Annotated in this window: 20 protein-coding genes; 9 read left to right on the top strand and 11 right to left on the bottom strand. The window is 70.3% G+C overall.

Annotated features, from left to right (window positions below; genetic code table 11):
- Positions 1 to 119 precede the first annotated feature (119 nt).
- A complete protein-coding gene (locus AB0912_RS20400) occupies positions 120 to 662 on the top strand; it encodes a nuclear transport factor 2 family protein (protein WP_366701607.1) in 543 nt (180 codons plus the stop codon).
- A 76-nt stretch (positions 663 to 738) separates the two neighbouring features.
- Here the strand turns inward: AB0912_RS20400 and AB0912_RS20395 are convergent, their stop codons facing one another.
- The 7 genes from AB0912_RS20395 to AB0912_RS20365 all read right to left on the bottom strand — a co-directional run bounded on the left by AB0912_RS20395 (position 739) and on the right by AB0912_RS20365 (position 8,581).
- Positions 739 to 1,614, bottom strand: coding sequence for a methylenetetrahydrofolate reductase (locus tag AB0912_RS20395; RefSeq protein WP_366701605.1), 876 nt, complete (start codon positions 1,612 to 1,614; stop codon positions 739 to 741).
- 10 nt (positions 1,615 to 1,624) lie between these two features.
- Complete coding sequence (folD, locus tag AB0912_RS20390; RefSeq protein ID WP_366701635.1) at positions 1,625 to 2,488, bottom strand: bifunctional methylenetetrahydrofolate dehydrogenase/methenyltetrahydrofolate cyclohydrolase FolD; 864 nt, start codon at positions 2,486 to 2,488, stop codon at positions 1,625 to 1,627.
- The gene (purU, locus tag AB0912_RS20385) at positions 2,488 to 3,420 is read right to left on the bottom strand and encodes a formyltetrahydrofolate deformylase (protein ID WP_366701603.1); all 933 of its coding nucleotides are present in this window, start codon (positions 3,418 to 3,420) and stop codon (positions 2,488 to 2,490) included. The genes folD and purU overlap by 1 nt, the downstream gene beginning before the upstream one ends.
- Positions 3,421 to 3,557: 137 nt before the next feature.
- Positions 3,558 to 4,622: a carbohydrate kinase family protein gene (locus tag AB0912_RS20380; RefSeq protein WP_366701601.1), complete on the bottom strand. Its 1,065-nt coding sequence runs from the start codon at positions 4,620 to 4,622 to the stop codon at positions 3,558 to 3,560.
- 141 nt (positions 4,623 to 4,763) lie between these two features.
- A complete protein-coding gene (metK, locus tag AB0912_RS20375) occupies positions 4,764 to 6,008 on the bottom strand; it encodes a methionine adenosyltransferase (RefSeq protein WP_366701599.1) in 1,245 nt (414 codons plus the stop codon).
- Entirely contained in the window at positions 5,992 to 7,074 is a 1,083-nt protein-coding gene (locus tag AB0912_RS20370) for a hypothetical protein (protein ID WP_366701597.1), read from the bottom strand. Before AB0912_RS20370 ends, metK begins: the two co-directional genes overlap by 17 nt.
- 19 nt (positions 7,075 to 7,093) lie before the next feature.
- Positions 7,094 to 8,581: a hypothetical protein gene (locus AB0912_RS20365; RefSeq protein ID WP_366701595.1), complete on the bottom strand. Its 1,488-nt coding sequence runs from the start codon at positions 8,579 to 8,581 to the stop codon at positions 7,094 to 7,096.
- 886 nt (positions 8,582 to 9,467) lie between these two features.
- Here AB0912_RS20365 and AB0912_RS20360 point away from each other — a divergent pair.
- The 6 genes from AB0912_RS20360 (at position 9,468) to AB0912_RS20335 (ending at position 17,608) form a co-directional block, all read left to right on the top strand.
- The gene (locus AB0912_RS20360; RefSeq protein WP_366701593.1) at positions 9,468 to 10,169 is read left to right on the top strand and encodes a helix-turn-helix domain-containing protein; all 702 of its coding nucleotides are present in this window, start codon (positions 9,468 to 9,470) and stop codon (positions 10,167 to 10,169) included.
- Between the two features lie 466 nt (positions 10,170 to 10,635).
- On the top strand, positions 10,636 to 11,271 hold the full coding sequence (locus AB0912_RS20355; protein ID WP_366701591.1) for a hypothetical protein: 636 nt from the start codon (positions 10,636 to 10,638) through the stop codon (positions 11,269 to 11,271).
- A 4-nt stretch (positions 11,272 to 11,275) separates the two neighbouring features.
- Positions 11,276 to 11,971 carry a DedA family protein gene (locus tag AB0912_RS20350; protein ID WP_366701589.1) on the top strand — a complete coding sequence of 232 codons (696 nt, stop codon included), beginning with the start codon at positions 11,276 to 11,278 and terminating at the stop codon, positions 11,969 to 11,971.
- Positions 11,972 to 11,976: 5 nt separating this feature from the next.
- On the top strand, positions 11,977 to 14,082 hold the full coding sequence (locus AB0912_RS20345; RefSeq protein WP_366701587.1) for a PEP/pyruvate-binding domain-containing protein: 2,106 nt from the start codon (positions 11,977 to 11,979) through the stop codon (positions 14,080 to 14,082).
- Positions 14,079 to 14,996, top strand: a complete 918-nt coding sequence (locus tag AB0912_RS20340; RefSeq protein WP_366701585.1) for a hypothetical protein — start codon at positions 14,079 to 14,081, stop codon at positions 14,994 to 14,996. Before AB0912_RS20345 ends, AB0912_RS20340 begins: the two co-directional genes overlap by 4 nt.
- A 122-nt stretch (positions 14,997 to 15,118) precedes the next feature.
- Positions 15,119 to 17,608 carry a SpoIIE family protein phosphatase gene (locus AB0912_RS20335; protein ID WP_366701583.1) on the top strand — a complete coding sequence of 830 codons (2,490 nt, stop codon included), beginning with the start codon at positions 15,119 to 15,121 and terminating at the stop codon, positions 17,606 to 17,608.
- 202 nt (positions 17,609 to 17,810) lie between these two features.
- Here the strand turns inward: AB0912_RS20335 and AB0912_RS20330 are convergent, their stop codons facing one another.
- From AB0912_RS20330 to AB0912_RS20320, 3 genes are all read right to left on the bottom strand, one after another.
- Entirely contained in the window at positions 17,811 to 18,263 is a 453-nt protein-coding gene (locus tag AB0912_RS20330; protein WP_366701581.1) for a MarR family transcriptional regulator, read from the bottom strand.
- A gap of 398 nt (positions 18,264 to 18,661) precedes the next feature.
- On the bottom strand, positions 18,662 to 20,020 hold the full coding sequence (locus tag AB0912_RS20325; RefSeq protein WP_366701579.1) for a beta-1,3-glucanase family protein: 1,359 nt from the start codon (positions 20,018 to 20,020) through the stop codon (positions 18,662 to 18,664).
- Between the two features lie 411 nt (positions 20,021 to 20,431).
- Positions 20,432 to 21,190: a DeoR/GlpR family DNA-binding transcription regulator gene (locus tag AB0912_RS20320; protein ID WP_366701577.1), complete on the bottom strand. Its 759-nt coding sequence runs from the start codon at positions 21,188 to 21,190 to the stop codon at positions 20,432 to 20,434.
- Between the two features lie 73 nt (positions 21,191 to 21,263).
- On the opposite strand from AB0912_RS20320, the gene AB0912_RS20315 reads away from it, so the two are divergent.
- A complete protein-coding gene (locus AB0912_RS20315; RefSeq protein ID WP_366701575.1) occupies positions 21,264 to 22,451 on the top strand; it encodes an MFS transporter in 1,188 nt (395 codons plus the stop codon).
- Positions 22,452 to 22,822: 371 nt separating this feature from the next.
- On the opposite strand, the gene AB0912_RS20310 is transcribed toward AB0912_RS20315, so the two are convergent.
- On the bottom strand, positions 22,823 to 23,758 hold the full coding sequence (locus AB0912_RS20310; protein ID WP_366701573.1) for a LysR family transcriptional regulator: 936 nt from the start codon (positions 23,756 to 23,758) through the stop codon (positions 22,823 to 22,825).
- A 199-nt stretch (positions 23,759 to 23,957) separates the two neighbouring features.
- Here AB0912_RS20310 and AB0912_RS20305 point away from each other — a divergent pair, with 199 nt between their 5' ends.
- Positions 23,958 to 25,196: an MFS transporter gene (locus tag AB0912_RS20305; protein WP_366701633.1), complete on the top strand. Its 1,239-nt coding sequence runs from the start codon at positions 23,958 to 23,960 to the stop codon at positions 25,194 to 25,196.
- Positions 25,197 to 25,252 lie beyond the last annotated feature (56 nt).

Below are 25,252 nucleotides of genomic sequence, written 5' to 3'. Positions count from 1 at the left end.
AGGGGAATCGCGAACCGTGCCGGGTTCATGAGACACCCCCTGCCCTCCCCGGCCGAGCCGTGAGGCCGGCCGGGGAGGGCGCGCGGAGAAGACTCGGAGACAGAACAGGAGAGAGCCGCATGACCCTTGATGAAAAGATCAACGCGCTGTGGGATGAGAAGCAGGTCGAGAAGTCCATCCTGCGCGCCGGCCACGCGCTGGACACCGACGACTGGGCGACCTTCCGTTCCTGCTTCACCGAAACCGTCCTCGCCGACTTCAGGCGGGCGACCGGGCTGGACGAGGTAGTCGTCGATGTCGACCTCTGGGTGAAATGGGCCAAGGACATTCTGGGCCAGGTGCAGCGTCGTCATGTCTACACCAATTGGCACATCACGGTGGACGGGGACCGCGCGCATGCCCGGGTCTACCTGACCGCGGAACACTTCAAGTCGACCGACCGGGGCGCGCCCTACAACACACAGCACGGCTGGGAAGACTTCTGGCTCGAACGCCAGGAGGACGACACCTGGCTGACGGCGCGGGTGAAGCACGATTTCATGTGGATCGACGGGAACTTCGGGCTGATGGACCTGAGCAGTCCGGCGGTTCTGGAGATGATGGGCCAGGTTTTCCGCGAGGAGAACTTCGAGGCAGCGCGACTGGCTCTCGCCGCGTACTGAACTCCCTTGCGTCGAGGGCGCCCTCGACGCATTCAGCCGGCGGTTTCGGTCGCCCAGGGCCTCTTCGGCTGCCGGTCTACGGTTGTATCGCTCCGCTGCTCGCCGTTGTCTGGCGGACAGTGAACTCGTGGATCCACTGGGCGGTCGTCCGCAGGCCGCCGAAGGTGTAGAAGTGCAGTCGGATCGTTCCGTGGGCGGCCGGGTCCAGCCGGGCGGCCAGGTCGGTGATGAATCTGTCAGGGCCGGCGGTCGACATCATGTTGGTCAGTGAGAGCCCGTATTTCTTGGCGATGCCGGCGCTGGTGCCGACTCCGAGGCGGCGGGCGTAGCCGAGCAACCGCTTGACGCCCGCCGGGCCGGGAACTCCGACGCGGATCGGCAGGTCGACACCCCGTTCGCGGACCTTCTCGATCCACCTGACGACCGGATCCACGTCGAAGGCGAGCTGGGTGATGATGTCCCCTTCCTTTCCTTGCGCCGCGAGCGTCTGTGCCTTGTCGACCAGGGCCGTCCACAGGGCGCCCGTGCCGATCTCGGGGTGTCCTTCGGGGTATCCGCTGATGCTGACCGCCCGTACACCGTGCGCGGACAGCGGCGCGGCGGTGATGAGGGCGAGCGCGTCCTCGTAAGGGCCTTCCGGCTGGACGGGGTCACCGGCGACAACGAAGACCTGGTCGCCGACGCCGTCGCGTCGCAGTGCCTGGAGGAACTCGGTCAGCGCGCTTTCGGAGGCCAGGCGGCGGGCGGACAGATGCGGGACCGGTACCAGGCCGGCCCGCCTTACCGCCGCGGCGGCCGCGGTGCGCATCCGGAGGTCCTCGTTGCCGAGGAACGTGATGTTCACCCGGGTTCCCGCCGGGAGGAACGGCTGCGCCTCTTGCAGAGCGGGGATGTCCTTGCCGGTGATCTCCAGGGAGAAGTCCCCGAGCAGTTCGGCGATGGGTAGGGGCATGATCAGTACCTCAGTTCGTGGTGGAGGCGACGGTGTCCTCCGCGGCGGCGATGGTGTTGGCCAGCAGAGTCGCGATGGTCATGGGGCCCACTCCGCCGGGGACGGGGGTGATCCATCCGGCGACCTGGGACACTTCCGCGAAGGCGACGTCACCGGTAAGCCCTTGTTCGGTGCGGTGGATACCGACGTCGATCACGGCGGCGCCGGGCTTGACGTGGCCTGGCCCGATCAGGCCGGGGACGCCGGCGGCAGCGATGAGGACGTCGGCCCGTCGTGTCACCCCCGCCAAGTCGCGGGTGCGGGAGTGGGCGATGGTCACCGTGGCGCCCCGCCGCAGCAGGAGTTCCGCTGCGGGGTGGCCGACAAGCTCCGAGCGCCCGACGACCACCGCTTCGGCACCGTCGAGCGAGACGCCGGCCGAGTCGAGCATGGTGATCACACCGGCGGGAGTGCATGGTCGCAGCCCGGGCAGGCCGCGGGCCAGCAGGCCCTGGTTCGCGGTGGTGAGACCGTCGACATCCTTCCCGACCGGAATGCGGTCCACCAGCGCGTGCCGGTCCAGTCCGGCGGGCAGGGGCAACTGCAGCAGGATTCCCGACACCCGGCTGTCGTCGGCGAGTTCGTCCAGCAGACCGGCGACGTGGGCCTCGGTGACATCGCCGGGCAGGTGGTGATGGAAGTCGGCCAACCCCGCCTCGGCGGCGGCCTTGCGCTTGCGGCGCACGTACACCCCGCCGGCCGGGTCATCGCCGACCAGGACCGTGGCCAGGCCCGGTGTCCGCCCGTGGGCGGACCGAAACGCCGTCACCCGCTCCGTGGTGCGATCCCGGCTCTCCTTCGCCAGCTGAGTGCCGTCGATGACGCGGGCCGTCATCACGTGAAAACGATCGTCGAGTTGCCGCTGCGGATGACCCGGTCCTCGGCGTGCCACGTGACCGCCCGGGCGAGCACCTGTCGCTCCACGTCGGCCCCGCGGCGCATCAGGTCCCGGGTGCTGTCCGCGTGGCTGACGCGTACGACGTCCTGCTCGATGATCGGCCCCTCGTCCAAGTCCTCGGTGACGTAGTGCGCGGTGGCACCGATCAGTTTGACGCCCCGGTCCTTGGCCTTCTGGTAGGGGCCGGCACCGATGAAGGCCGGCAGGAAGGAGTGGTGGATGTTGATGACCGGCACGCCGACATCGTGAAGGAATTCCCCCGAGATGATCTGCATGTACCGGGCGAGGACGACGAAGTCGACGTTCCCTGTCAGCAGCCGCAGGTGCTCGCGTTCGGTCGACTGCTTGTCGCCGTTCCTCACCGGCACGTGGAAGTAGGGGACGCCGAACTGGCGGACCTCCTCGGCGAGGTCGGGGTGGTTCGAGATCACCATGGCCACGTCGGCCGGCAGCTCGCCGCGCCGGTGCCGCCACAGCAGGTCCAGCAGACAGTGATCCGTCTTGGACACCATGATGGCCACGCGCTTGCGCTGCGCCTCGCCCGACAGCGACCACTCGGCGCCGTAGACCCGGCCGATGCGGGACTGGATCTCGGCTTCGAGGCGTTCACGGACCGCGGGGAGGTCCGCGAGCTGGAACTCCGTCCGTTGGTAGAGCTCCCCGCCCTGCGGGCCGGAGGAGTACTGGTCCAGCGAGATGATGTTGGCGCCGAACTCCGCCAGCAACCCGCTGACGGCGCTGACGATGCCGGGGCCGTCCGGGCAGCGGACCAGCAGCCTGCCGACCACGTCGGGGACCGGGGACGCGCTGGTGTGCTGCGATCGCGAGGGTGACGGCGGACGCGAAGCCGTGGCCGTGGATGCGGTCATGATTGTGCTCCTGATTGCCGTGTTGCGGGGTCTGCGAGAAAGCGGCCTGCAACGGTGCCGCAGAGGGCCACCCGGCGACGCCCTGCCGCCCGGTACCCGCGGAGTCCGCCGGACCGGGCCGGCAGGTGCCGTCGTGGTCAGCGGCCGAGCAGTGGCCGGATCTCGGTGGCCGCGGCTTCGCCGTAGGCTTCCGTCAGACGGGCCAGCGCCGTCTGCGGGACGAGTGACCACTCCTGCGGGCCGGAGGTTTCCAGTACCAGCGTGGCTATCAGTGCCCCCAGTTGCGCGGCGCGCCGCGCGGCCAGCCCGTGGCTGATCCCGGCGAGGAACCCGGCCCGGAATCCGTCGCCCACGCCGGTGGGGTCGACGATCTCCGCCGAAGGCACGGCGGCGACTTTGGTCTCCGTGCCGTCGCTGGAGGCGATCAAGCAGCCGTCACCGCCCAGCGTGGTGACGCGAAGCCCGACCCGCCGGGTGATCTCCTGATCGCTCCAGCCGGTGGCCTTGGCCAGCAGCTCCCACTCGTACTCGTTGGTGAACAGGTAGGCAGCGCCGTCGACCAGGGCGCGGCAGTCGTCGCGACCGAGGCGAGGCAGTTGCTGAGAGGGGTCCGCGGCGAAGGGGATACCGAGTTCTCTCGCCTCGGTGGTGTGGGCGAGCATGGCTGCCGGGTCGTTGGCCCCGATCAGTACCAGCTCGACGTCGCCCGAGGCCGCGACCGGCGCCAGCTTGATCGTGCTCGCCTCGCTCATGGCTCCGGGGTAGAACGAGGCGATCTGGCACTGATCGCTGTCGGTTGTGCACGTGAACCGGGCTGTGGCCGCCGTCGCGGATTCGTACAGCGCCGTGCAGTCGACGCCATGCTCCTCCAGCCAGACGCGATAGTCGGCGAAGTCGGTACCGACCGCGCCGACGATCACGGGCCTGAGTCCGAGCACGCCCATACCGAAGGCGATGTTGGCAGCCACACCGCCGCGGCGGGTGACGAGGTCGTCGACGAGGAAGCTCAGCGACACCCGGTCCAGGTGGGTACCGATCAGGCTGTCGGCGAACTTCCCGGGGAATCGCATCAGATGGTCTGTGGCGATGGACCCGGTGACTAGCGTGGTTCCGGCAGACATGCGGCCTCTCTCAAAGTTGATGGTCTTACGGATGGCGCCCAACCACCGTCCGCGCGGATTCGGCTGCTCCTCGCAGATCACGGGAGCGGTCCTGACCCGCCGTGACCGGGGCGGTGCAGGCCGAACACTGCTGTCCCGCAAGGGGTTTCGTCCGGTTCCCCCACGGTGGCCGCCCTGTCGGCCACCGCCTTTGTCTTCCTGGTCAGGCTCCGACCGGGCTGGTCAGGCTCCGACCGGGGCGGCTACCGTCTCCGCCCCGGTCAGGCCGGCGGCGGTGCGCAGCGCGTCCGCCCTGTCGGTCCGTTCCCACGGCAGGTCGACGTCGGTGCGGCCGAAGTGCCCGTAGGCCGAGGTCGGCGAGTAGATCGGCCGGTGCAGGCCGAGGTAGTCGCGGAAGGCGGCGGGGCGCAGGTCGAAGTGCTCGGTCACCAGGGCCTCGATGAGCTTGGGGTCCACCCGCTCGGTGCCGAACGTCTCGATCAGCACCGATACCGGACGGGCCACGCCGATCGCGTAGGCCACCTGGATCTCCGCCCGGGTCGCCAGCCCCGCGGCCACCACGTTCTTGGCGACATAGCGGGCCGCGTAGGCGGCCGACCGGTCGACCTTGGAGGGGTCCTTGCCGGAGAAGGCCCCGCCGCCGTGCCGGGCGAAGCCGCCGTAGGTGTCGACGATGATCTTGCGGCCGGTCAGTCCAGCGTCTCCGACGGGTCCGCCGATCACGAACCGTCCCGTCGGGTTGACCAGCAGGTCCTTTCGCAGCCGCTCCTCGTCGTAGAAGCCGACGGGCAGTTCCGCGGTCACGACGTGCTGCCACAGGTCCGCTCGGATTTGCTCGGCCGTGGCGTCTTCGGCGTGCTGGGTGGAGATCAGTACGTTCTCCACCGCGGTCGGTATCCCGTCCACGTAGCGGACGGTCACCTGGGTCTTGCCGTCGGGCCTCAGGTAGGGCAGCGTCCCGTCCTTGCGGACGGTGGCCAGCCGGCGCGACAGCCGGTGCGCCAGCGCGATGGGCGCCGGCATCAGCTCGGGCGTCTCGTCGGTGGCGTAGCCGAACATCATTCCCTGGTCGCCGGCTCCCGCCGCGTCGTACGCGTCGCCCGAGCCGCCTCCTGCTCGCTGTTCGTAGGCCTCGTCGACACCCTGGGCGATATCGGGTGACTGCTTGTCGAGTGCCACCAGGACCGCGCAGTTGTGCCCGTCGAACCCGTACTGGCCGTCGTCGTAGCCGATCTTGTTGACGGTGTCCCGGACGATCTGGGTGTAGTCCAGGTTCCGCGGGGTGGTGATCTCCCCCGCGATCACCACCATGCCGGTGGTGATCAGCGTTTCGCAGGCCACCCGGGAGTGCGGGTCGTTGGTGAGTGCGGCGTCGAGTACGGCGTCCGAGATCGCGTCGGCGATCTTGTCCGGGTGCCCTTCGGTCACGGACTCGGATGTGAACAGGAAATCACCGGTGGACGGCATGGCTGTTCTCCTTGGCATCTGATTCGGCGTCAGCGGAAAGGTCTGTCTCGGTGGGGAGGCTGAGTTCGCCGCGGACGAGCGCCGCGCCCTCGCTCATGGCGGAGAGCTTTGCTCGGGCCACGGACCCGGGCAGGTTGCGCAGACCGCAGTCGGGGTTGATGATCAGCCGGCTCGCGGGGACCAGGTCGAGGGCCCGGCGGATGCGGTCCGCGACCAGGTCCGGTGTCTCGATCTCGCCGCTCTTGACGTCGATGACACCGAGGCCGATGTCCCGGTCCCAGCCGGACTTCCGCAGCACCGGGAGGTCCTGGTAGCCCTTGCGGGCGAATTCGAGCACCAGTTGGTCCACCCTGGCCTCCAGGACCGCGGGGAACAGGAAGTCGTAGTGCCCCTGCCACAGGGGGCGCGCGTAACGGTTCCCGTAACAGACGTGCAGCGCCCAGGTCACCGGAACCTCGGCGGTGACGATGTTGATGGCCTCGACGGCGAGGTCCACGGCTTCGGGGTAGCCGGCCAGGAACGGCTCGTCGATCTGGAGGAGTTCCGCGCCCCGCGCGGCCAGCGCTCGGGCCTCCCTGTTGAGTACCCGCGCGATGGCCAGGACCAGGTCGCCGCGGCTGCGGTAGACGTCCTCGGTCACCCGGTGGGCCAGCGAGAACGGTCCCGTAAAGGAGAACTTGACCGGAGCCGCGGTGTGGGCGGCGGTGAACGCGTAGTCGTCCGCCAGTTGCAGCGGCGTCCCCTCCGCTTCCGGCAGGGGTTCGCTCAGGCTCGCCTCGTAGTAGTCGAAGTAGAAGTCCTTGGCCGTGTCCTTGATTTCGACACCGGGGATCCGGGCGAGAAAGTAGTCGATGTCGTTGTCCCGGCGCAGTTCGCCGTCCGAGACGATGTCGATGCCGGCCTGCCGCTGGTCGTGCAGGGCGGCCTTGATGGCCATCTCGTGCACGTCGAGCAGTTGCGCGCGGCTCATCCGGCCGCGGAAGTAGTCGGTCTTCAGCCGTTCCATCCACTCCGGGACCGGATAGGAACCGACCACGGTCGTGGGCAGCACGGGCACTCGCGTCATCAGGGATCCGTGGGCCACGTCAGTCACCCGGCTGAGTGGTCATCGTCATGATGTTTCCGCCGCTCCGGTGCCTGAATGGCTCGAACCGCACGTCGAATCCCCTGCGGCGGCCCGCGTGCGCGAGCAGCGGCCCGTTCACCCAGTTCACGACCGAGCCGTCGTACTTGCCCGGCCCGCGGAATCCGACCCGGTAGTCCTGCACCTTGGTCACGAACAGGTCGTGGCAGACCAGCCGGCCGAACGGGTGCAGCAACGGCAGGCTGTCGACGAAGCTTGCCACGGCGCCGCTGCTGACATGCATCCGGACGTCGGCACCGGATTCGAGGAGTGGCCGCAGCTCCTCCCCGCTGACGCCGGGGGCGAGGGAGTACAGGTCGAGGCCGGCCAGCGGCACGTAGCGTTCCTCCAGTCGCAGCGCCGACCAGGCTTCCTGCCAGAACCGCACGGCGGTGTCGGTGTCGCCGATGTGCTCGGGCGCCGAATCGGCCAGCAGGGCCGGCCCGAGCCGGAGCAACCGGCGGACCAGGCCCGGCAGCTCCTCCGGCTCGGCAGACACCGACGCGGCCAGCTCGGTCGCGGCACCGGGCGGGAAATAGGCCCTCGTCTGCACGGAGTAGGGGCGGCCGCCGAGCTGGGCCACCTCGTCGGTGGGCAGGTTGTCGTACACGTTGGAGATGTAGAGCAGGAACGTCTTACCGCGCAGGAACCCGAGCGAGTGTGACGGCCGAGTCGCGTCGAGCGCGACCGAGCTGACATGGCCGGCGTGGGCGACCACCGTCTCCCTCGCCAGGTCGAGGACATACTGCGAGTAGTCGCACATCAGGTAGTGCAGCCGCCGGTAGTAGCCTCGTTCGCCGGTCTGATCCAGGTCGCGGAACTCGTCGAGGAATATCTTGGCCTGGCTGCCGTTGCCGACGCCGAGTTCGGCCACGTACAGCTCCTCGGGCAGTGCCCCTGCCGCGGCCAGACGGTCCCAGACGGTGAACAGCCCACTGATCAGCTCACGGGCCGCTCCGCGGTTGCGCGCGTCGCTCTCGCCCCCCGGCAGCGCCTGCTCGTAGCCGCGGCCGGATGCCTTCTCCCACAGTTCGAGCGCGGACCAGTAGAGGGCGTTGAAGTCCCAGATGCAGCTCTGACCGGCGAGCCCCCAGTCCTCCAGGTACACCCGCCCGTCGAGGTCATCCCCCGCGAGCCGGGCGGCCGTGAGGTCACCGAGGGCGACCGTGCCGCTGCGCCGCACATCCACCGCGAGTTCCACGTCATAGCCGGGGGCGCCGGCGGCCTGCCCCGCCTGGCTCTCGGCGGAGTCGGGACGTGGCAGCACAGGTCGTACGTCGACTATGTCCCGGAAGTTCTCCCGGTACTGCACCCAGTCGCAGGCGACCCGCATCCTGCTGACGTCCCGCCGGCCGGCGGCCAGCGCGTTCAGCACCGGGCCGACCGCCGAGTCGAAGTCGACGGGGTTCTTGCCTCGCAGCCGCCCCGACGGGCGAAAGTCGATCAGCATGACTACCCTCCTCGATGTCCGCCGGCGCGGGGGTGAGCGGCTCTCGCACCTTCTCCGCGTCCACGGTCGGCTTCCAAAGCCACAGCGCGGTACTTCGGATCAGGCCCACCGCACCGGTTCGATAGCCAATTGGAAAAACGCAGCGTTCAATTCTCTGCGAGGCCGAGGAACCCATTGCCCTGGCCGAGGATCCGGTTTTCGGTATCTCTTAAGATTCCAGTCGGCGGGTGGGGCGTCATCGTGCGGAAGGTGAAGGATCGGACGCCGTGGTTAGACTGCGACACAACCGCGAACTCCGGTCGGACACACCCCTATTGAACAGGTGGACCGCAGCCCGCTGGGCTATGGCACATACGGCCGGACCTTTCCCTTGTGTCGCGGCACAGCGGCGATTTTCCGTTTCCGCGCATTGTGTTCAAGGTATTTCGCCGGAGCGCGCAAAGGCGCGGCTACGCCGTGTCCGGACCTTTTCCGGGCCACCCGTCCAGGTGGGGACGTCGGCCCCGGACCACAGCCACCCGCGCCACCCGCATCCCGGCCGGCGTCTGGGCGCCTCAGGCAGCCGCGGACGTGACAGCCCGGCCGTCGAGCCGGGCTCGCGCGCGGGTGTGGCCGAGCCGGATCAGCTCGGGAGCGGCGGACAGCCACTCGCAACCGACAAGCGGAGCATGCTCTCCACTCTCCCGTCGCGCAATCCTGGCCGATCACCTGGAGCGGAACCGATGTCGACGTCGAGCACGTTCCGGTACGCGCTCACCCGAAGCAGCGCGAGGACGACCAGGGAGAACTCGGCCCGGACCTCGGCTGGCCGCCCACCCGCCACAGGGCTGCTCGCCGGCCGCCTCACGTTAACAGGAGAATTGTCTCCGATTGGTATGGTGGGCGTATGGCAGCAACGGAGAGCACACCAGCGGGCCGGGGCGGTCTCCGCGCCGACGCACTGCGGAACAGGCAGCGGATTCTGGAGGCCGCGCGGCAGATCTTCGAGGAGCGGGGGCTGGACGCGCCCCTGGACGAGATCGCGGAGAGTGCCCGCGTCGGCGCCGGGACGCTGTACCGGCGCTTTCCCACCCGTGAGGCCCTGATCGAAGCAGTCTTCGAGAAGCAGCTCGCGAAGGTCGCGACCATCACCGAAGAGGCGTCACATTGCGAGGACCCGTGGGTCGGGTTCAGCACCTATCTCGAGCAGCTCTGTGCCGCCATGGCGGCCGACCGGGGCCTGAGCGAGCTGCTCCTGCTGAAGCTGCCCGACTCCGCCCCGGCGGCGGGATCGCGTGAACGCCATGCCCGCGCCATGGCCAGGCTGCTCCACCGCGCCCAGGAGGCCGGCGCCGTCCGGGACGACCTCGTCGCGGAGGACGTCTTTCTGTTCCTCGTCGCCAACGACGCCGTGACGCAGATGACTCGCTGCGCCGCCCCGCACGCCTGGCGACGCCTGGTCGCCCTCCTCCTCGACGCCTGCCGCCCGGAACACACGGGCCCTCTGCCCGCCGCGCCGACCCCCTTGCAGGCCGAGCGGGCCAGGCATGAGCGGGCGAAGTCGAAGGGGTTGAAGTCGGCGGGCGGCAAGGACCAGAGCGACCGCTGAGGCATCGGCGCCGACGGAGGGCGGTGGAGCCTGGAGGCCGCGCCGATACCCCGCCGCCCGGCACACCCACCCGCAGATGTGTGACGCGCATCACATAGAGCGCCGAAATAAGTGGAGACCTAGGTCCGTTTGCCTGATCAATGACGCAGGAATAGCCGGCGCATCTCTCCTAGGACGCGCCCCTCATTGATCAGGAGGCCGCCATGGCCTACTCCGTATCCGAGCAGGATGGCGCGTCCTCGTCGGCGAGTCCGGCGAAGCAACGGACCATATTCGTGATGCCGCTCTGGCAAGCGGCCAGGGCGCGGCGCCTGAACCGTCCGGCCTCCCCCGAGGCCGGCGAGTTCCGGTGAGCTCGGCTACCTGCGGCCACCGCATCCGTGGCACGCGGTATGCGGCGGCTCCGGACCGGACCGCGCTACGGGCGCGGACCGCCGGCCGGAGTCGCCGACCCGCGGTGGCAGCGGTGGCGGCGACGACGCTCGGGTACGTCTTCCTCCTCGCTCTGCCATACCGGGCCGATCTCGCGGACCGGGCACCGGCGTTGGGGCGGGATCTGAACGCGATCGGTGCCGTCGCCGCGTTGCCGACGGCGATCGTGAGCCTCTTCTGGCTGGCCAGGCGGGACCAGAGACTCTACACACGGCTCGCCGTCGCGACGCTGTTGTCCTGTGCGACCGATGTCGGCGTCCTTGTCGCGGTGCGCGGCTGGTCGGTACGCGACGAGTCGCTCTTCCTTGGCCATCTGACGCCGGCCGGTGTTCCCGCGGGCTGGTACCTGCTCATGGCGCTGGCGGTGGTCGCCTCCGCCACCCAGGTGTGGCTGAGGACGGCCGTGGTGCTGATCGCCGTGGCCGCGATGGCGGCCGCGATACCGACCGCTGGCGGACCCTGGCCGACGGCACTTCCCGCCACGGTCATACCTCTTCTGGCGTGGTACGCCACAGGGCGCCTCAAGAGTCGGGCAGAGGAACCGCCCGACGCCCGGGCGGCCTCGCGTGACGCGGCGTCGGCGGGCAGCCTGGTGTCGCTCCGACGCCGTAGCCCGGAGAAAACGCCCGAGCACTCCCCCCATTCCGTGCCGCTGCGGCAGGCGGGGTGACGCCATGAACGTCGACGCTCTGATCGAGACGGCGGGGTGGTGGTCGTACCTCCTGCTGTTCCTCATGACGGCCGGCGAAACCAGCGCCTTCGCCGGTCTGCTGCTCCCCGGTGAGACGTTCGTCCTCCTCGCTTCCGCGGTCGCGAGCCAAGGTGATCTCAACGTCCTGATCGTCGCGGTGGCCGTGGTGGCCGGGGGCATCACCGGTGACAACCTCGGCTACGCGCTGGGGCATCGGTGGGGGCGGCACGCGCACGCCCGACCGGCGACCCCGACCCGGTTCCACCGGAGCATCGACCGGGCGCGGACCTTCCTCGCACACCATGGCGGGGCGGCGGTCGTCACGGGCCGGTTCATCGGCTTCGTACGGTCCTTCGTCCCCTTCGCCGCCGGGGCGTTCGGCATGCCGTACCGGCGCTTCTTCCTCTACAGCGCCATCGCGTCACTGTCCTGGGGTGTCGGCAACGTGCTCCTCGGCTACTACGCCGGCGCTGCCGCTGACAGGTTCCTGCACTCGGTCGGCCTGATCGGCGCGGCCGTCCTCGCCGCCGTGGCGGTGGTGATTGTCGCCGCCGTGTGGGTCCTCAAGCGCCGTCGACGGGGCCGCGTGCCGGTGCCGTCGCCCGTAGTGGCATCCAGCCGAGCCCTCCGGTCCCTTGAACTGGATTCACCGCGCGTTCTCAACTCTTCGAAGGAGTAGTGGCTATGAGTTTCGATGACGGGGAACTGGCGGTTGTGCCGCTGGACTCCGAACTTGCCAAGGACCCGTTTGTCACCGGTGCGAAGGCCGCCAATCTGGCCCGCGCCGCCGTGGCCCAACTGCCGGTGCTGCCCGGCTTCGTGCTCGTGCCCGTCGAACGGGCGGGCGAAGCTGCCGCCGGGACGCACGCCGTACGCTCCGCCTGGCGTGCGCTGGCCGGCCCGGAAGGACGAGAGCGTCCTTTGGTCGTGCGGTCCTCCTCCGCGCACGAGGACACCGAGGCCTCCTCCATGGCAGGGCGTTTCGAGTCGGTGCTGAACGTGCGGGGCTGGGAGGACTTCACCACGGCGGTGCGGGCCGTGCTCGACTCCGCCCTGCGCGTACGCCCGTTGCATCCGCGCGAGGACGACATGCCGTACGACGGGATGGCCGTACTGGTGCAGCCGATGCTCGAAGCCGCCACGGGCGGCGTGATGTTCGGTGCCGACCCCGTCGAGGGGCGCCGCGACCGAATCCTGGTCAGTGCGGTGCGCGGCGGGCCGGACCGGCTGGTCGACGGCAGCACGCAGGGTGTCCGTTACCAACTGACGCGCCTGGCCCGGCTGGTGCACTCGGAACCGGCCGAATCCTGGGGCGACCATCTGCTGTCGCACCGGCAGCGGGTTCAACTGGTGGAGCTTGCCAAGAAGACGGAGAAGGCCTTCGGCGGGCCGCAGGACACGGAGTTCGGCTTCGACTCCGAAGGACACCTGTGGCTGTTCCAGGCCAGGCCCATCACCGCCATGGCCGCCCGGCCGCCCCGCCGTGCGCGTCTGCTGGGGCCTGGACCGGTCGCCGAGACACTCCCCCAGGTTCTCCAGCCGCTGGAGGAGGACCTCTGGGTCGCCCCGATGTCCCACGGACTGACCGTCGCCCTCGACATCACCCGGGCGGCACCGAGGCGTCAGCTGCGCAAGCTGCCGCTGGTGTCCACCGTGCGGGGACAGGCCGCCGCCGATCTGCGTCTGCTGGGCGCCATACCGTCCGCGCATCCGGTCCTGAACTTCATCAATCCGGCTCCGGGAGCCCGTCGCGCCTCCGCGGCCTGGCGGGTCGGCCGGCTGCGCGCGGCGCTCCCGCTGCTCGCGATCGACCTGATGGCCGACGTGGACCGGCAGTTGGCCGACTTCGCGCCACCCCGGGAACTGCTCAGCGGACAGTTGCTGGACGCCATCGCCTGGGGCCGTGAGGTGCTCTCCTCCTTGCACGCCCAGGAGTCGCTGGCGGGCGCACTCCTCGGTGCGGGCGCCGGGGCCACCGCGGCGGGAGAAGCACTCGCCGAACTGGCGGAAGGCCGCTCGCGGGGCCTGAGCGACGGTCAGCTCCTGGAACGCCACCCCGTCCTCCTGGCCCTGCTGCCTCCCACACTCGGCGCCCGCAAGGAGCTGCCGGACGTCGTCGGGCGGCGCACCGTGCCGCGAGGAGTGGGCGCGTTGCCGCCCCGTGAAGGCCTGCGGCTGCGCATCCGCTGGGTCCAGGAGATGCAGGCCCAGATGGTACGGGAACTGGCACACCGCTTCGACGCCGGTGAGTGCGGGCTCGGGCTGTCCCGCCTGGTACTGCTGCGGTGGGAGGAACTGGTCGAGATCGCGCGGGGCGGGGCGCTCCCCGCCGGCTTCGCCGAACGGCTGCCCAGGCCGGCCGCCGGTCCCCTGCCCGCGGCTTTCCGGCTGGCCGATGGCCGGCCTGTGGCCCAACTCCTGCCCGGACAACGAGGATCAGGCGACGGACAAGGCGCGGGCGGGGGCTTCGGGACCGGCACGGCATGGGACGGCCGGGGCGAACGCCCTGCCCAGCCGGTGCTGGTGGTCCGCTCCCTGTCGCCCTCCCTGGCTCCGCTGCTGCCCGACCTCGCCGGTCTGGTCGCGGAGACCGGCAGCGCACTGTCCCATCTCGCCGTGCTGGCCCGTGAATACCGAGTTCCCACCGCGGTCGGCGTACCCGCAGCGGTCGAACGATTTCCCGTCGGAACACTGCTCGCGGTCGACGGAGGCACGGGTGCGGTGACGGTGCCCGCCGACATCTCCGCGGCGGCGGAATCCACCACGGCACGTGAGGAGTCGGCGGCATGAAGGCCATGCGACTGGTCGGCTACACCTTCGGCGGCCTGTCCGCCGTGTACGCCGGCTATTACACCGTTCTTTATCTGACCCGCTGGGAATGGCAGCGGGCCCTGATGTCCGCGGCGCTCCTCATCATCGTCGAGGTCTTCCTCGTCGCCAACCTGGTCCTGTCCCGCCTTTCCCGGCTGGAGGACCGGATGGTGCGGTCCGACGCTCGCGTCGAGGAAGTACGGCAACGGATCGAGCAGACGCGGGCCCCCGCGCCCAACCGTTTCAACTGGCTCAGTTCCGTCGATTCCGCGGAACTGAGCGGAACGCAACGCACCTTCGTCTTCATCCCCGTGCTCATGGTCGCCGGTGCGACGCTCTCCGGCATCGCCATGGTCATCCAGAAGGTGGCCGGGGCCACCGCTCGTCCCGGCGCGGAGAACCGCTTGGCCCAACGCCTGGGGGCTCTCACCGCGCCGCCCATCACCTCGACCACGCTCGTGGGGACCCGCCCGGCCGTGCCGCCAAACCGCGCCGGGCGCAAGGCACTTGCCGTAGCGGCGGCGGTGGGGGGTCTTCTTCTGGTGCCGCTGTTGTGGTCGGCGCTGGCGGACGCCACCCAGACGCGGCCCGAGCAGGCGCCGAACGCGGCAAGCACCACCATGGTGTTCCGCGTCGAGACCCGCAATGATCAAAGCTCGCGATCCGTGCGGCTCGCGGCGGAGGACCTGTGGGAGACCTGCCGCCGGTCCACTGCCGCCCAGAACGACGATGCCACGCTGAATCGGATGAACGACGGCATCTACACCGGCGTTGTACGGCCCGCCCTGCCGCCCCACGACGTCATGCGCCTGCGCGGTTGCCTGGAGGACGCCAATACCAATCGCACCAGCGCTGTCGTCCTGGCGGAGAGCCAGGCCGTAAACCGCAAATGAACCTGTGCCGCACGTCCGCCACCAGGGCTCTCGCGTCATTTCCCGAGGCTCACGGCGGTTGTGAGGGCACCACGCCGGTAGCACACTGAATGCACGATAACAAACACATGTCGTGATATCGGGTGACCGAGGCAACGGACGGAGGCACGGAGATGGACGAGCGCGCCCCTGCCGAGGCAGGGCCGGCCGACCCCGGTCCCCCCGGCGTCGCGGTCGTGAACGGCCGGGGCGTCGTCACGGCATGGAGCGACAGCGCCTGCCGTCTGCTCGGTTACACCGCGCAGGAGGTCGTGGGCCGAGCAGTCGTCGAGGCGCTCTCCGCAGCGGCTGCGACATCTGTCCAGGAAAGGTGGAGCACGGGGGAGCCCTGGAGCCGGCGGATCTCGGTTCGGCGTCGGGACGGACACCGTATCGAGCTGGCGGTTCAGGCCTTCCCCGTGAGGGGTGACGCGGGCGTGGTCCAGTGGTGCCTGGTGGCCACCGAACCGGTCGATGCGAACGAAGGGGCGGGCACGGACGGCACGACGGCTGACCGACCTGAGGTGACGACGCTCAAGCAGTGGGCGTTGGAACAGATTCCGCTGCCGATGGCGCTCTTCGACCGTGAGACCCGGGCCATGGCGGTGAACGCGGCCATGGAAGAGGCGCTCAGGCGGACCGAGGGCGACCTTCGCGGTGTTTCCATGAGGGAGCGCCGGCCCGGCCTGCCGTTCGAGCCCACGATGGGCGTCGTGGAGGCGGCCGACGAGGTTCTTCGGTCGGGAGAGGCCGCTTCGCGTGAAATGTTTCTCCAAGTCCCGGGAGAGAGCCACGCGCATGCCTGGCTTCTCACGCTCTACCCGGTGAAGGACGCCACGGGACGCGTTCACGCGCTGTCGATGACCGCCATGGACAGCACCGAGCAGTACGAGGCCCGGAAGCGACTCGACCTGCTGAAGGAAGCGGGCCTTCGGATCGGAACGACCCTCGATCTACGGCAGACCGCCGACGAACTCGCGGTCCTGTGCACGGAGCACTTCGCGGACTTCGCCGCGGTCGACCTCGTGGACGGCATTCTCCAGGGCGAGGACACCAACGACTCGGTGTACCGAGGGGAGGCGGTACTCCGCCGTGCGGCACTGCGGTCCGTTCTCGCGGGCTGCCCCGAGGCGGTGATTCGGCTCAACGCCCCCTACACCTACACGGGCTCGATTCTCGAACGGGCCCTTGCTCCCGGACGCGGCACGCCGCGACATCTGGACGCACCCGCCTTGCGGCGGTGGGCCGAGCAGTCACCCCAGCAGGCCGGTGGCATGAAGGCCGCCGGAACCCACTCCCTGCTGCTCGTTCCGCTCCAAGCACGCGGCGTCACTCTGGGGTTGGCGATACTTGCCCGACACCGCTCCGCGGCCCCCTTCGACAACAGCGACATGGTTCTGGCGGAGGAACTGGCGGCGCGAGCGGCCCTGTGCCTCGACAACGCCCGCCGCTACACCCGGGAGCGTGCTGTCGCACTGGCTCTGCAACGCAGCCTCCTGCCCCGCAGAACACCCCGCCAGGCGGCGGTCGAGGTGGCCACCCGCTATCTGCCCACGGAGTCCCGCGTCGGCATCGGCGGCGACTGGTTCGACGCCATCCCCCTCTCGGGTGCCCGGGTGGCGCTGGTCGTCGGCGATGTCGTGGGCCACGGAATCCAGGCGTCCGCCGCCATGGGAAGGCTGCGCACGGCCGTCCGCAGCCTCGCTGACGTGGATCTTCCACCCGACGAGCTGCTCACTCACCTCGACGACCTCGTCCTGCACGTGGGCCGGGAGGACCGGCCGGCCGCCGGCGACGAGGCCTCGGCGTGGGGGGATGTGGGTGAAGTGGGTGCCACCTGCCTGTACGCCGTCTACAACCCCGTCTCGGGCCGATGCTCGATAGCCAGGGCGGGCCACCCTCCCCCCGTGCTCGCGACCCCGGCCGGCAGGGTGGAAGTCCTCGACGTGCCGGCCGGCCCGCCGCTGGGGCTCGGTGGCCTGCCTTTCGAAGTCGCCGAGTTCGATGTGGAGGAGGGCAGTGTGCTCGCCCTCTGCACCAACGGACTCATCGGGGCGGGCAAGCGCGACCTGGACGCCGGCTACGCCCTCCTCAGCGAGGCGCTCAGAGAGCCCGGACAGTCTCTGGAAGCCACGTGCGAAGGGGCCGTGCGCAGCTTGTCGCCCGGCGCGCCGACCGACGACGCCGCTCTTCTCCTGGCCCGGACCCGGGTCCTGGGCAGCGATCAGGCCGTCGCCTGGGATCTCCCGGCGGACCCCGCGATCGTCTCTCGTGCCCGTGAGATGGTCACCGCCCAGTTGGCCGCCTGGGGCCTACAGGACTTGTCCTTCACCACCGAGCTTGTTGTCAGTGAGCTGGTCACGAACGCCGTCCGCTATGGCGCCCCGCCCGTTCGACTGCGGTTGATCCGCGAGAACGACCTCATCTGCGAAGTGTCCGACGAGAGCAGCACCGCTCCCCGACTACGCCGGGCGCGCACCTTCGATGAAGGGGGCCGGGGCTTGATGATCGTGGCCCAGATCGCGGAACGGTGGGGCTGCCGCTATTCGGAGAGAGGAAAGACGATCTGGGCCGAACAGACACTGCCTTCCTAAGGCATGGCGCCGAAGTTCCGCCTGTCGCCGAAGTTCCGCCTGGCGCCAAAGTTCCGCCTGGCGCCGAAGTCTTCGTGGCGCCGAAGTCTTCGTGGGCGCGACCTACGAGGCGCGAGTCATCCGTGGCCGACGAGAACGGCGCGGTGCGTCCTCGCGTCGAGGACGGTGGGCGGGCCGTCCACGCCGCGCCGGATCAGCTTCGTCAGTCCTTCGCGTGCTGTGAGGTCATGGTGTCTCGGGCAGGGGAAGCCGAGGCTTCCACCATTGCGGTGGCGATGCGTTCGAGATGGCGTTGGTCGTCCGCGTCGAGAACGTCGGCGATGTCCGGAAGCCGCTTGGTGACCTCGGCGTAGACGGCTTCGGCGAGTTCCTTGCCGGCAGCCGTGACACTGAGCGCGGTGATCCGCCGGTCCGGCTCGCGGCTGTCGCGGCGAACCAGACCGCGTCTTTCCGTGCGGTCGACGAGCTGGGTGAGCGCGTTCTTGGTGATGCCGAGCGAGGCGGCGAGGCCGCCCATGCGCTGGGGCTCGTCCTTCACGGCGCACAGCAGGGTGGCTTGCGCGGGCGTGAGGTCGTGCCCGGCGCAGATCTGCGCGTACCGGCGCTGGATCAGGGACGAGAGCCAGACCAGCTTGTCGCCGTAGTCCTGGTGCACCACGCCTCCTTCGCCTCCCTCATCGCAGCCAGTGCCGTTATCGCACTCGGTAATACTTCATTGCGAGAACTAATTTACTCCCCGCTCTGGACCGCCACAGTCAGAAAGGGCTGCACGAACACAACAAGCCCCGCCTCCAGTGTTCTGGAGGCGGGGCCGTGAGAGCGCCGGGCAGGCCTTGCACCTGCATCTCCCCGCAGGAAGCGGGACGTCTTTCCTTGGACCACCAACGCGCGTCGCTCCGAGCCGATTTCGGCCGGACCGCTCAAGATCGATCCTAGCGTATTCCGGCGGCCCGTCCAAACACCGGCGGGTCCTCGCCCGTTCCGCGTCAGGAAGGCAGTGAGGGGCCCGCCCCGGCGTGGCGAGCCACGCCGGGGCGGAGGAGCGACGGGGTCCTACCAGCCGACGGCGACCAGCAGCCACTGCGGGTTGCCGTGGGAGATGAAGGAGGACTGGCCGGCCACGTCGTCGTAGGGGAATCCGTAGGCCAGGGAGTTGATGGCGTTGTCGTGCCAGAACTTGGCGTAGTAATTGGCGGGCGCGGCCTTGTAGAACTGCGCCGGGTCGCCCTGCTGGGACGACGGCAGGGTGGCCACGTGACGGTTGAGCGCGGCGCACATGTCGGGGTTGCCGGCCAGGGCGGCCGCGCAGCCGAAGATGTCGGAGGTGGCGGCGTTGACGCCGACGGACTGGGCGTAGGAGGTGAAGTAGTTGGCGTTGGCACCGCCCGCGCGGAAGCTCGGGTCGCTGCCGGGGGCGATGATCCGGTACGGGGCCTGGGTCTGGGCCAGCACCTTGAACGGGGTGGGAACGGCGTCGGTGAAGCGCTGGAACGTCGCAGCGCGGTCCTCGGCGAACGTCTGCCGGTTCTCGCCGACCTCGACGTCGTACCCGTCCTTGGTGTGCAGGCGCATCGCCAGCTTCAGGCCGAAGGCGTCGACGCGGGTGGTGTTGCCGTTGAAGACGTTGTTGCCGACGGTGAACTCGATGAAGTCGTAGTACGCGCTGTTGGGCGAGCCGAGGTAGAAGTACATGCGGCCCGCGGAGTTGGCCGGCACGTCGAGGTAGGGCTGCTCGGCGATGGAGTGGACCTGGCCGTTGAAGCTCCAGTACACCTGGCTGTCGGGGTACTTGCCGTTGGTGCGGTTCAGGATCTTCACCTCCACCGCGTTGTTGGCGGCGGGGATGTCGCTGGTGCTGCCCCAGAAGCTGTCGGGCGGGGTGGTTCCGCCGCCGGGTCCGAAGACCTGGAACTCCCACAGCGAGTAGCCGTAGGGCGTGGCCCGGGTCGTCCCGTAGAGGCGTACGTATCTGCCGCTGCCGGTGACGGTGAGGTTCTGGGTGCCGCCGGTGGCGGTGGTCGTGGAGTAGACGGTGGTCCAGTTGTCGCCGTCGGTGGAGGTCTGGATCTGGAAGGCCTTGGCGTAGGCGGCTTCCCAGTTCAGAGTGACGCGGGTGAGCTGCTGGACCGAGCCGAGGTCGACGCGGAGCCACTGGGGGTCGGCGAAGGCCGAGGACCAGCGGGTGCCGGTGTTGCCGTCGACGGCGGCGCTCGCGGGGAAGGTGCCGTTCTCCGTCGATGAGGCGGTGGCCGGGCGCCCCTGGGAGAGCAGTTGGTCGGCGGCGTGCGCGGGTGACGAGGTCAGGGCGGCGAAGCAGGCGACGATCAGGACGAGGACCAGGCCAAGGGCCGTACGGGTACGGGCAGTTGGTGACGAGGGTCTGCGGGTCGGGGCGCTGGCGCAGGGCTGCATGCGGGTTCTCCTCAAGCCGAGGCGGCGTGCGTGGGGGTGGAGCAACGGCAGACTGAGAGCGCTCTCCCGGGTTGTATCTCCGCTCGTTGCAGGCGTCAACAACTGAAGCCGAATTGAAGGAGATTCAGGATTCGGGGACGGTTCCGCGCCGCCTGTCGACGGTTGTGCCGCCGTCCTCGAATGGCTTGTTCGGGCCTTGATCGGTCACTGGCCGTGGTGCGGCGGGGAGCATTCAAGTCTTGACGCGCCCTCACCGATGCCGCCGGTCACCCTCACCGAGGCCGCCAGTCACCCTTGCCGAGGCCGCCAGTCACCTTTGCCGAGGGCGCCGCCCGCTCTTGCCGATGCCGCCGCCTGGCGCCGGTCCCGCCGGACGGTCGCGCCTTCCGGACGGTCGCGTCTTCCGGACGATCACACCCGTCGGACGGTGACTCCCGCGGCGGCCAGCGCCTCTGTCTCCTCCTGCGGGGCGCTGTCGTCCGTGACGACCGAGTCGAGGGCGGAGGCGGGCGCGACGACGGCCAGGGCGGTGCGGGACAGTTTGGAGCCCTCGGTGACCGCGATGACACGGCGGGCGGCGGCGATGGCCGCGCGTTTGACGCCGGCGTCGTCCAGGTCGTAGGCGGTCAGGCCGTTCGCCGCGTCGAGGCCGCAGCAGCCGATGATGGCGGTGTCGAAGCGGAGCGAGGCGAGCGAGGCCTCGGTCAGTGGTCCGGTCAGCGCCAACTCCCCTTGCCGGGGGCGTCCGCCAGGCACCAGCAGGGTCAACTGGGGTGCGTCGGCAAGGGCGTTGACGGCGTGCAGCGACAAGGGCATGACCGTGAGCCGGCGGCCCTTGAGCGCGCGGGCCACTTCCAGGCAGGTGGTACCGCTGTCGAGGGCGACGGACTCGCCGTCCGTGATGAGCTTCGCCGCTTCGGCGGCGATCCGCCGCTTGATCTCCAGGCCGTCGTGGACGCGCATCGCGAACGGCGGCTCCTCGCCGCGCAGCAGCAGACTACGGGCGCCGCCACGGTAGCGCTCCAGTACACCCTGAGCCGCCAGCGCCTCCAGGTCGCGGCGGATGGTCATCTCCGACGCGCCGGTCAGCTCGGCCAGCTCGGCGACGCCCGCGCTGCCCGCCGCGCGGACGGCGTCGGTGATCTGCCTGAGTCGGTCGGTGCCAGCCATGACACACATTAAACACGCAGGATGTTCGAAACACCACCTTTCGAAAGTCCTTGTTGTTCGTTACGTTTGAGCGGTGGAAAGACATCTGCGAGCCGCCCGGCTGGCCACCTTCGCCTACTTCGTCCTGAACGGCTTCCTCATGGGGATGTGGATCGTCCACATCCCGACCATCGAGCAGCGCGTCGGGATCGGTCACGCCACGCTCGGCTGGCTCCTGCTGCTCCTCGGGGCGGGAGCCTTCGTGGGGATGCAGGTGGTCGGGCCGCTGACGGATCGCTTCGGCGCGCGGACGGTCGTTCCGCTCAGCGCGGCGCTGTGCGCCGCCACCGTCGCCCTGCCGGGTCTGGCCGGGAACGTGTGGACGCTCGGTGCGGCGCTGCTCGCGCTCGGCATGGGGAACGGGTGCCTGGATGTGAGCATGAACGCCCATGCCGTCCAGGTGGAGCACGCCTACCGGCGGCCGGTCATGTCGGCGTTCCACGCCGCCTTCTCCATCGGCGGAGTCCTCGCCGCCCTGATCGGCGCCCGCACGCTGAGCTGGGGATGGACTCCCGCCACCACTTTGCTCAGCGTCGCGGCCGTAGGTATCGCCGCGTCCGTACTCGCCGCTCCCGCTCTGCTGAGGCCCGAGCGGGCTCCCGCCGCGGAGCCCGGCGCCGGCGCCGTGAAGACCCGGCGCAGGACGCCCCGGCACATCTGGATGCTCGCCGCGCTGGCCCTGATGATCATGCTGTGCGAGGGCGTCGCCAACGACTGGAGCACCCTGCATCTGCGCCGCGTCCTCGACGCGCCCCCGGCGACGGCCGCCCTCGCCTACGGAGCGTTCGCCACCGCGATGACCGTCGGGCGCCTGCTGACGGACCGGCTCGCGGCGCGCTACGGACCGGCGGCCATCCTGCGCTACGGGGCGGCTCTCGCGGCGCTCGGGCTGACCGCGGCGGCACTGTCCGGCCAGGTCCCGCTCGCGCTCGCGGGGTGGGCCGTGTTCGGAGCGGGGCTGTCCGGCTGTGTCCCGCAGCTCTTCAGCGCCGCCGGGCACGCCGACCAGGACGCCACCGGCGCGAACGTCTCGCGTGTCGCCGGGCTCGGCTACCTCGGCATGCTCGCCGGGCCGGCCGTCATCGGCCCGCTGACCCGGTTCGTACCACTCAACGTCACCTTCTTCCTCCCGGTCGCGTTCTGCGTCGTCGCTGCCTGCGCGGCCGGCATCGTCCGGCCTCCCTCGCGCGCTGCCGAGCCGGTGGAGGCGGAGGCGGCGTAGGCGTAGGCGTAGGCGGCGTAGGCGGCGGCGTATCAGGCCCGCCCTCACGGCCGGCCCGCCCTCGCGGCCTGCGGTGCCGGCGCCGCCGCCTCTTGTCGCGCGCCCGCCCCGCTCACCGTCCGGCGCCGCGACGTCCAGCGGCTCCCGCTCACCGCCCGCCCATCGTCCGGTCGCCCGGGCCGCGGTTCCGGCGGTCGGCAAGGCGTGGAGGGCGCCGTGGGAGGCGGTCGTGTGGAGGGTGCGGGTGTCGGGCGCGTAGGAAGTCGCGAGGATCTGGCCGCCGAGGTCGAGGCTCCGCACGGCGGAGCCCCCGGCGGCGTCGAGGAGATGCAGTCGCCCGTTCCGCCGACCGCATAGACGGTCGGCCGGCGTCAGCTCTCCAGCACCCAGTCCGGCACCCAGGTGCCGGGGGCACTGTGGCCGGGGGCTGTGGCGGCGAGGTGGGTGCGCAGTGTGGCCAGCGCGGGGTGGGGGTTGTCGTGGTGCCACAGCAGGGAGTGCGGGTAGACCGGTGTCGGGTCGGTCACCGGGATGAGGCGCAGTCCGTATCCGGCGGGCCAGACGTGGCGGGTGTGCGCGCCCATGAAGGTGGCCAGGGCGGGGGTGTCCGCGATGGTGTCGAGGAGGGCGTCCGAGCCGAAGTTGGGGCCGGTCGCCTCGATGGTGAGACCGAACTCGGCGACCAGGTGGTCGTAGTAGTCGGCCCACTCGGTTCCGGGGACGATGCCCGGCATCCAGATCCGGTGCCCCACGAGCTGGTCGACGGTGACCGCGCGGGCGCCGGCCAGGGCGTGGGCGGGGCCGGTCAGAAGCTGGAGCGGTTCGTCGAGCACGCGGACCGAGTCGACGTCCGGGGGCAGGGGCCGGTCGGGGGCGGCGACGGCCCGGAAGGACGCGTCGATCGTGCCGGACCGGATGGCGGCGACGGCGGTCTCGATGTCGAACAGCATGACCACGTCGAGGTCGATCTCGGGGTGCACTCGGTGGAAGTCACGGAGCAGCCCCGCCGCCGCACCGCGCGAGGCGATCACGTCCACCCGCAGGGGCCGGCGCGCCGCGTGCACGGACGCGAGCGCGCGTTCGGCGACGCGCAGCAGTTCGCGTGCGTGCGGAAGGAACGCCTGGCCGTCGATGGTGAGCCGGGCACCGCGCGGAGTGCGGGTGAACAGGCGCACCCCGAGGTCACGCTCCAGTACGGCGATGCGCTTCGAGACGGCCTGCTGGGTGATCGCCAGCTCGGCGGCGGCTTCCTGGAACTGCCCCGCGTCGGCTGCGGCGACGAAGGTCCGGACGGCGTCGAGGTCCATGGCGCCACCCTACGGTCACAACCGTTGGTTGTGTCTCGTCGCCCGGTTGGTTGTTTGATCTGCGGATCCGAGGGCCGCTTTGATGCTGCCGAACGCGTCATGGTTGTACGGGCGGCAGCGAGGAGCGTCGGACGTGAAGTACGAGCACCGGCCGCGGCAGCCGTTCGGCCGTCGGCCCGGGCCCCGGCGGGGACACCGGCTGGGGCGGCGGTTCGGCTGGCTCTGGGGAGCGTACGGGACGAGCGCGCTCGGGACCTGGCTCGCCTTCGGGGCGTTCCCGCTGATCGCCATCCAGGTGCTGCACGCGGGCCCTGCCGAGGTCGCCGCCCTCTCCTCCGTGGGGGCGGCGGTGGGTGCGGCCGTGGCGGTGCCGCTCGGCCCGTGGGTGGAGTTCCGCCGTAAGCGGCCGGTGCTGATCGGGATGGACCTGGTGCGTTTCGCGGCGCTGCTCACGATCCCGGCCGCGTTCGCGTTCGGGGCGCTCACCTTCGTACAGCTTCTGCTGGTGTCGGTCGTCGTGGCGGCGGCCGACATCACCTTCCGCGCCGCCTCGGGCGCCTATCTGAAGTCGCTGTTGCCGTCCGGGGATCTGCTGGTGGCCAACGCGCGTTTCGAGTCCACGGCCTGGACGACCACGGTCATCGGGCCGCCGTTGGGCGGCGTGGCCATCGGGCTGCTCGGACCGGTGGCGACGGTGGTGGCCGACGCGGTCACCTACCTCCTCTCGGCGGTCGGCATCCGCGCGACGGGCGGTCCCGAACCCGAGCCCGTACGGCGGGAGGGCACGCGGGTGCGGGCGCGTGACCTGCTCGACGGCTGGCGGTACATCCTCGCCGACGCGACCCTGCGTCCGCTGTTCTTCAACACCGCCCTCTTCAACGGCCTGTTGATGGCCACCGAGCCCCTGATGGCCGTGCTCATGCTCAGCCGGCTCGGTTACGAGCCCTGGCAGTACGGGCTGGCGTTCGCCGCGCCCTCACTCGGTGGCCTGCTCGGCTCACGCCTGGCCCGGCCGCTCGCCACCCGGTTCGGTGAGCGCCGGATCCTCCTCACGGCCGGAACCCTTCGCGCGATCTGGCCCGTCGGCCTGGCCTTCATCGGGCCGGGAACGGCGGGACTGCTCGTGGTGATGGGCGTCGAACTCGGGCTGATCTTCTGCTGCGGAGTCTTCAACCCGGTCTACGCCACCTACCGCCTCCGGCGCACCGCCCCCGGGCGGGTGACCCGCACGCTGACCGCCTGGACGGTCACCACCAAGGCCGCGACCGCCCTGCTGACCGCACTCTGGGGAGCACTCGCCACGCTGGCCGGTCCCCGCACGGCCATCGCCCTGGCCGGCGCCCTGCTCCTGACGACCCCGCTGCTGCTCCCCCGCGGCACGGCGGCACCGGCCGACAGCGCGGAACCGGCGGCGGCGCCGGAACAGACCCGCGTGTGACGGGGGGGGTGACGATCGCGGTCGGGCCCGGCAGGGGAAGTCGGCACGTGTACGCG

It is taken from the genome of Streptomyces sp. NPDC007084 (assembly GCF_040703595.1).
Taxonomy (GTDB): Bacteria; Actinomycetota; Actinomycetes; order Streptomycetales; family Streptomycetaceae; genus Streptomyces.
The sequence above is the reverse complement of the archived record's forward strand: the minus strand, read 5'-3'. Positions and strand labels throughout refer to the sequence as shown.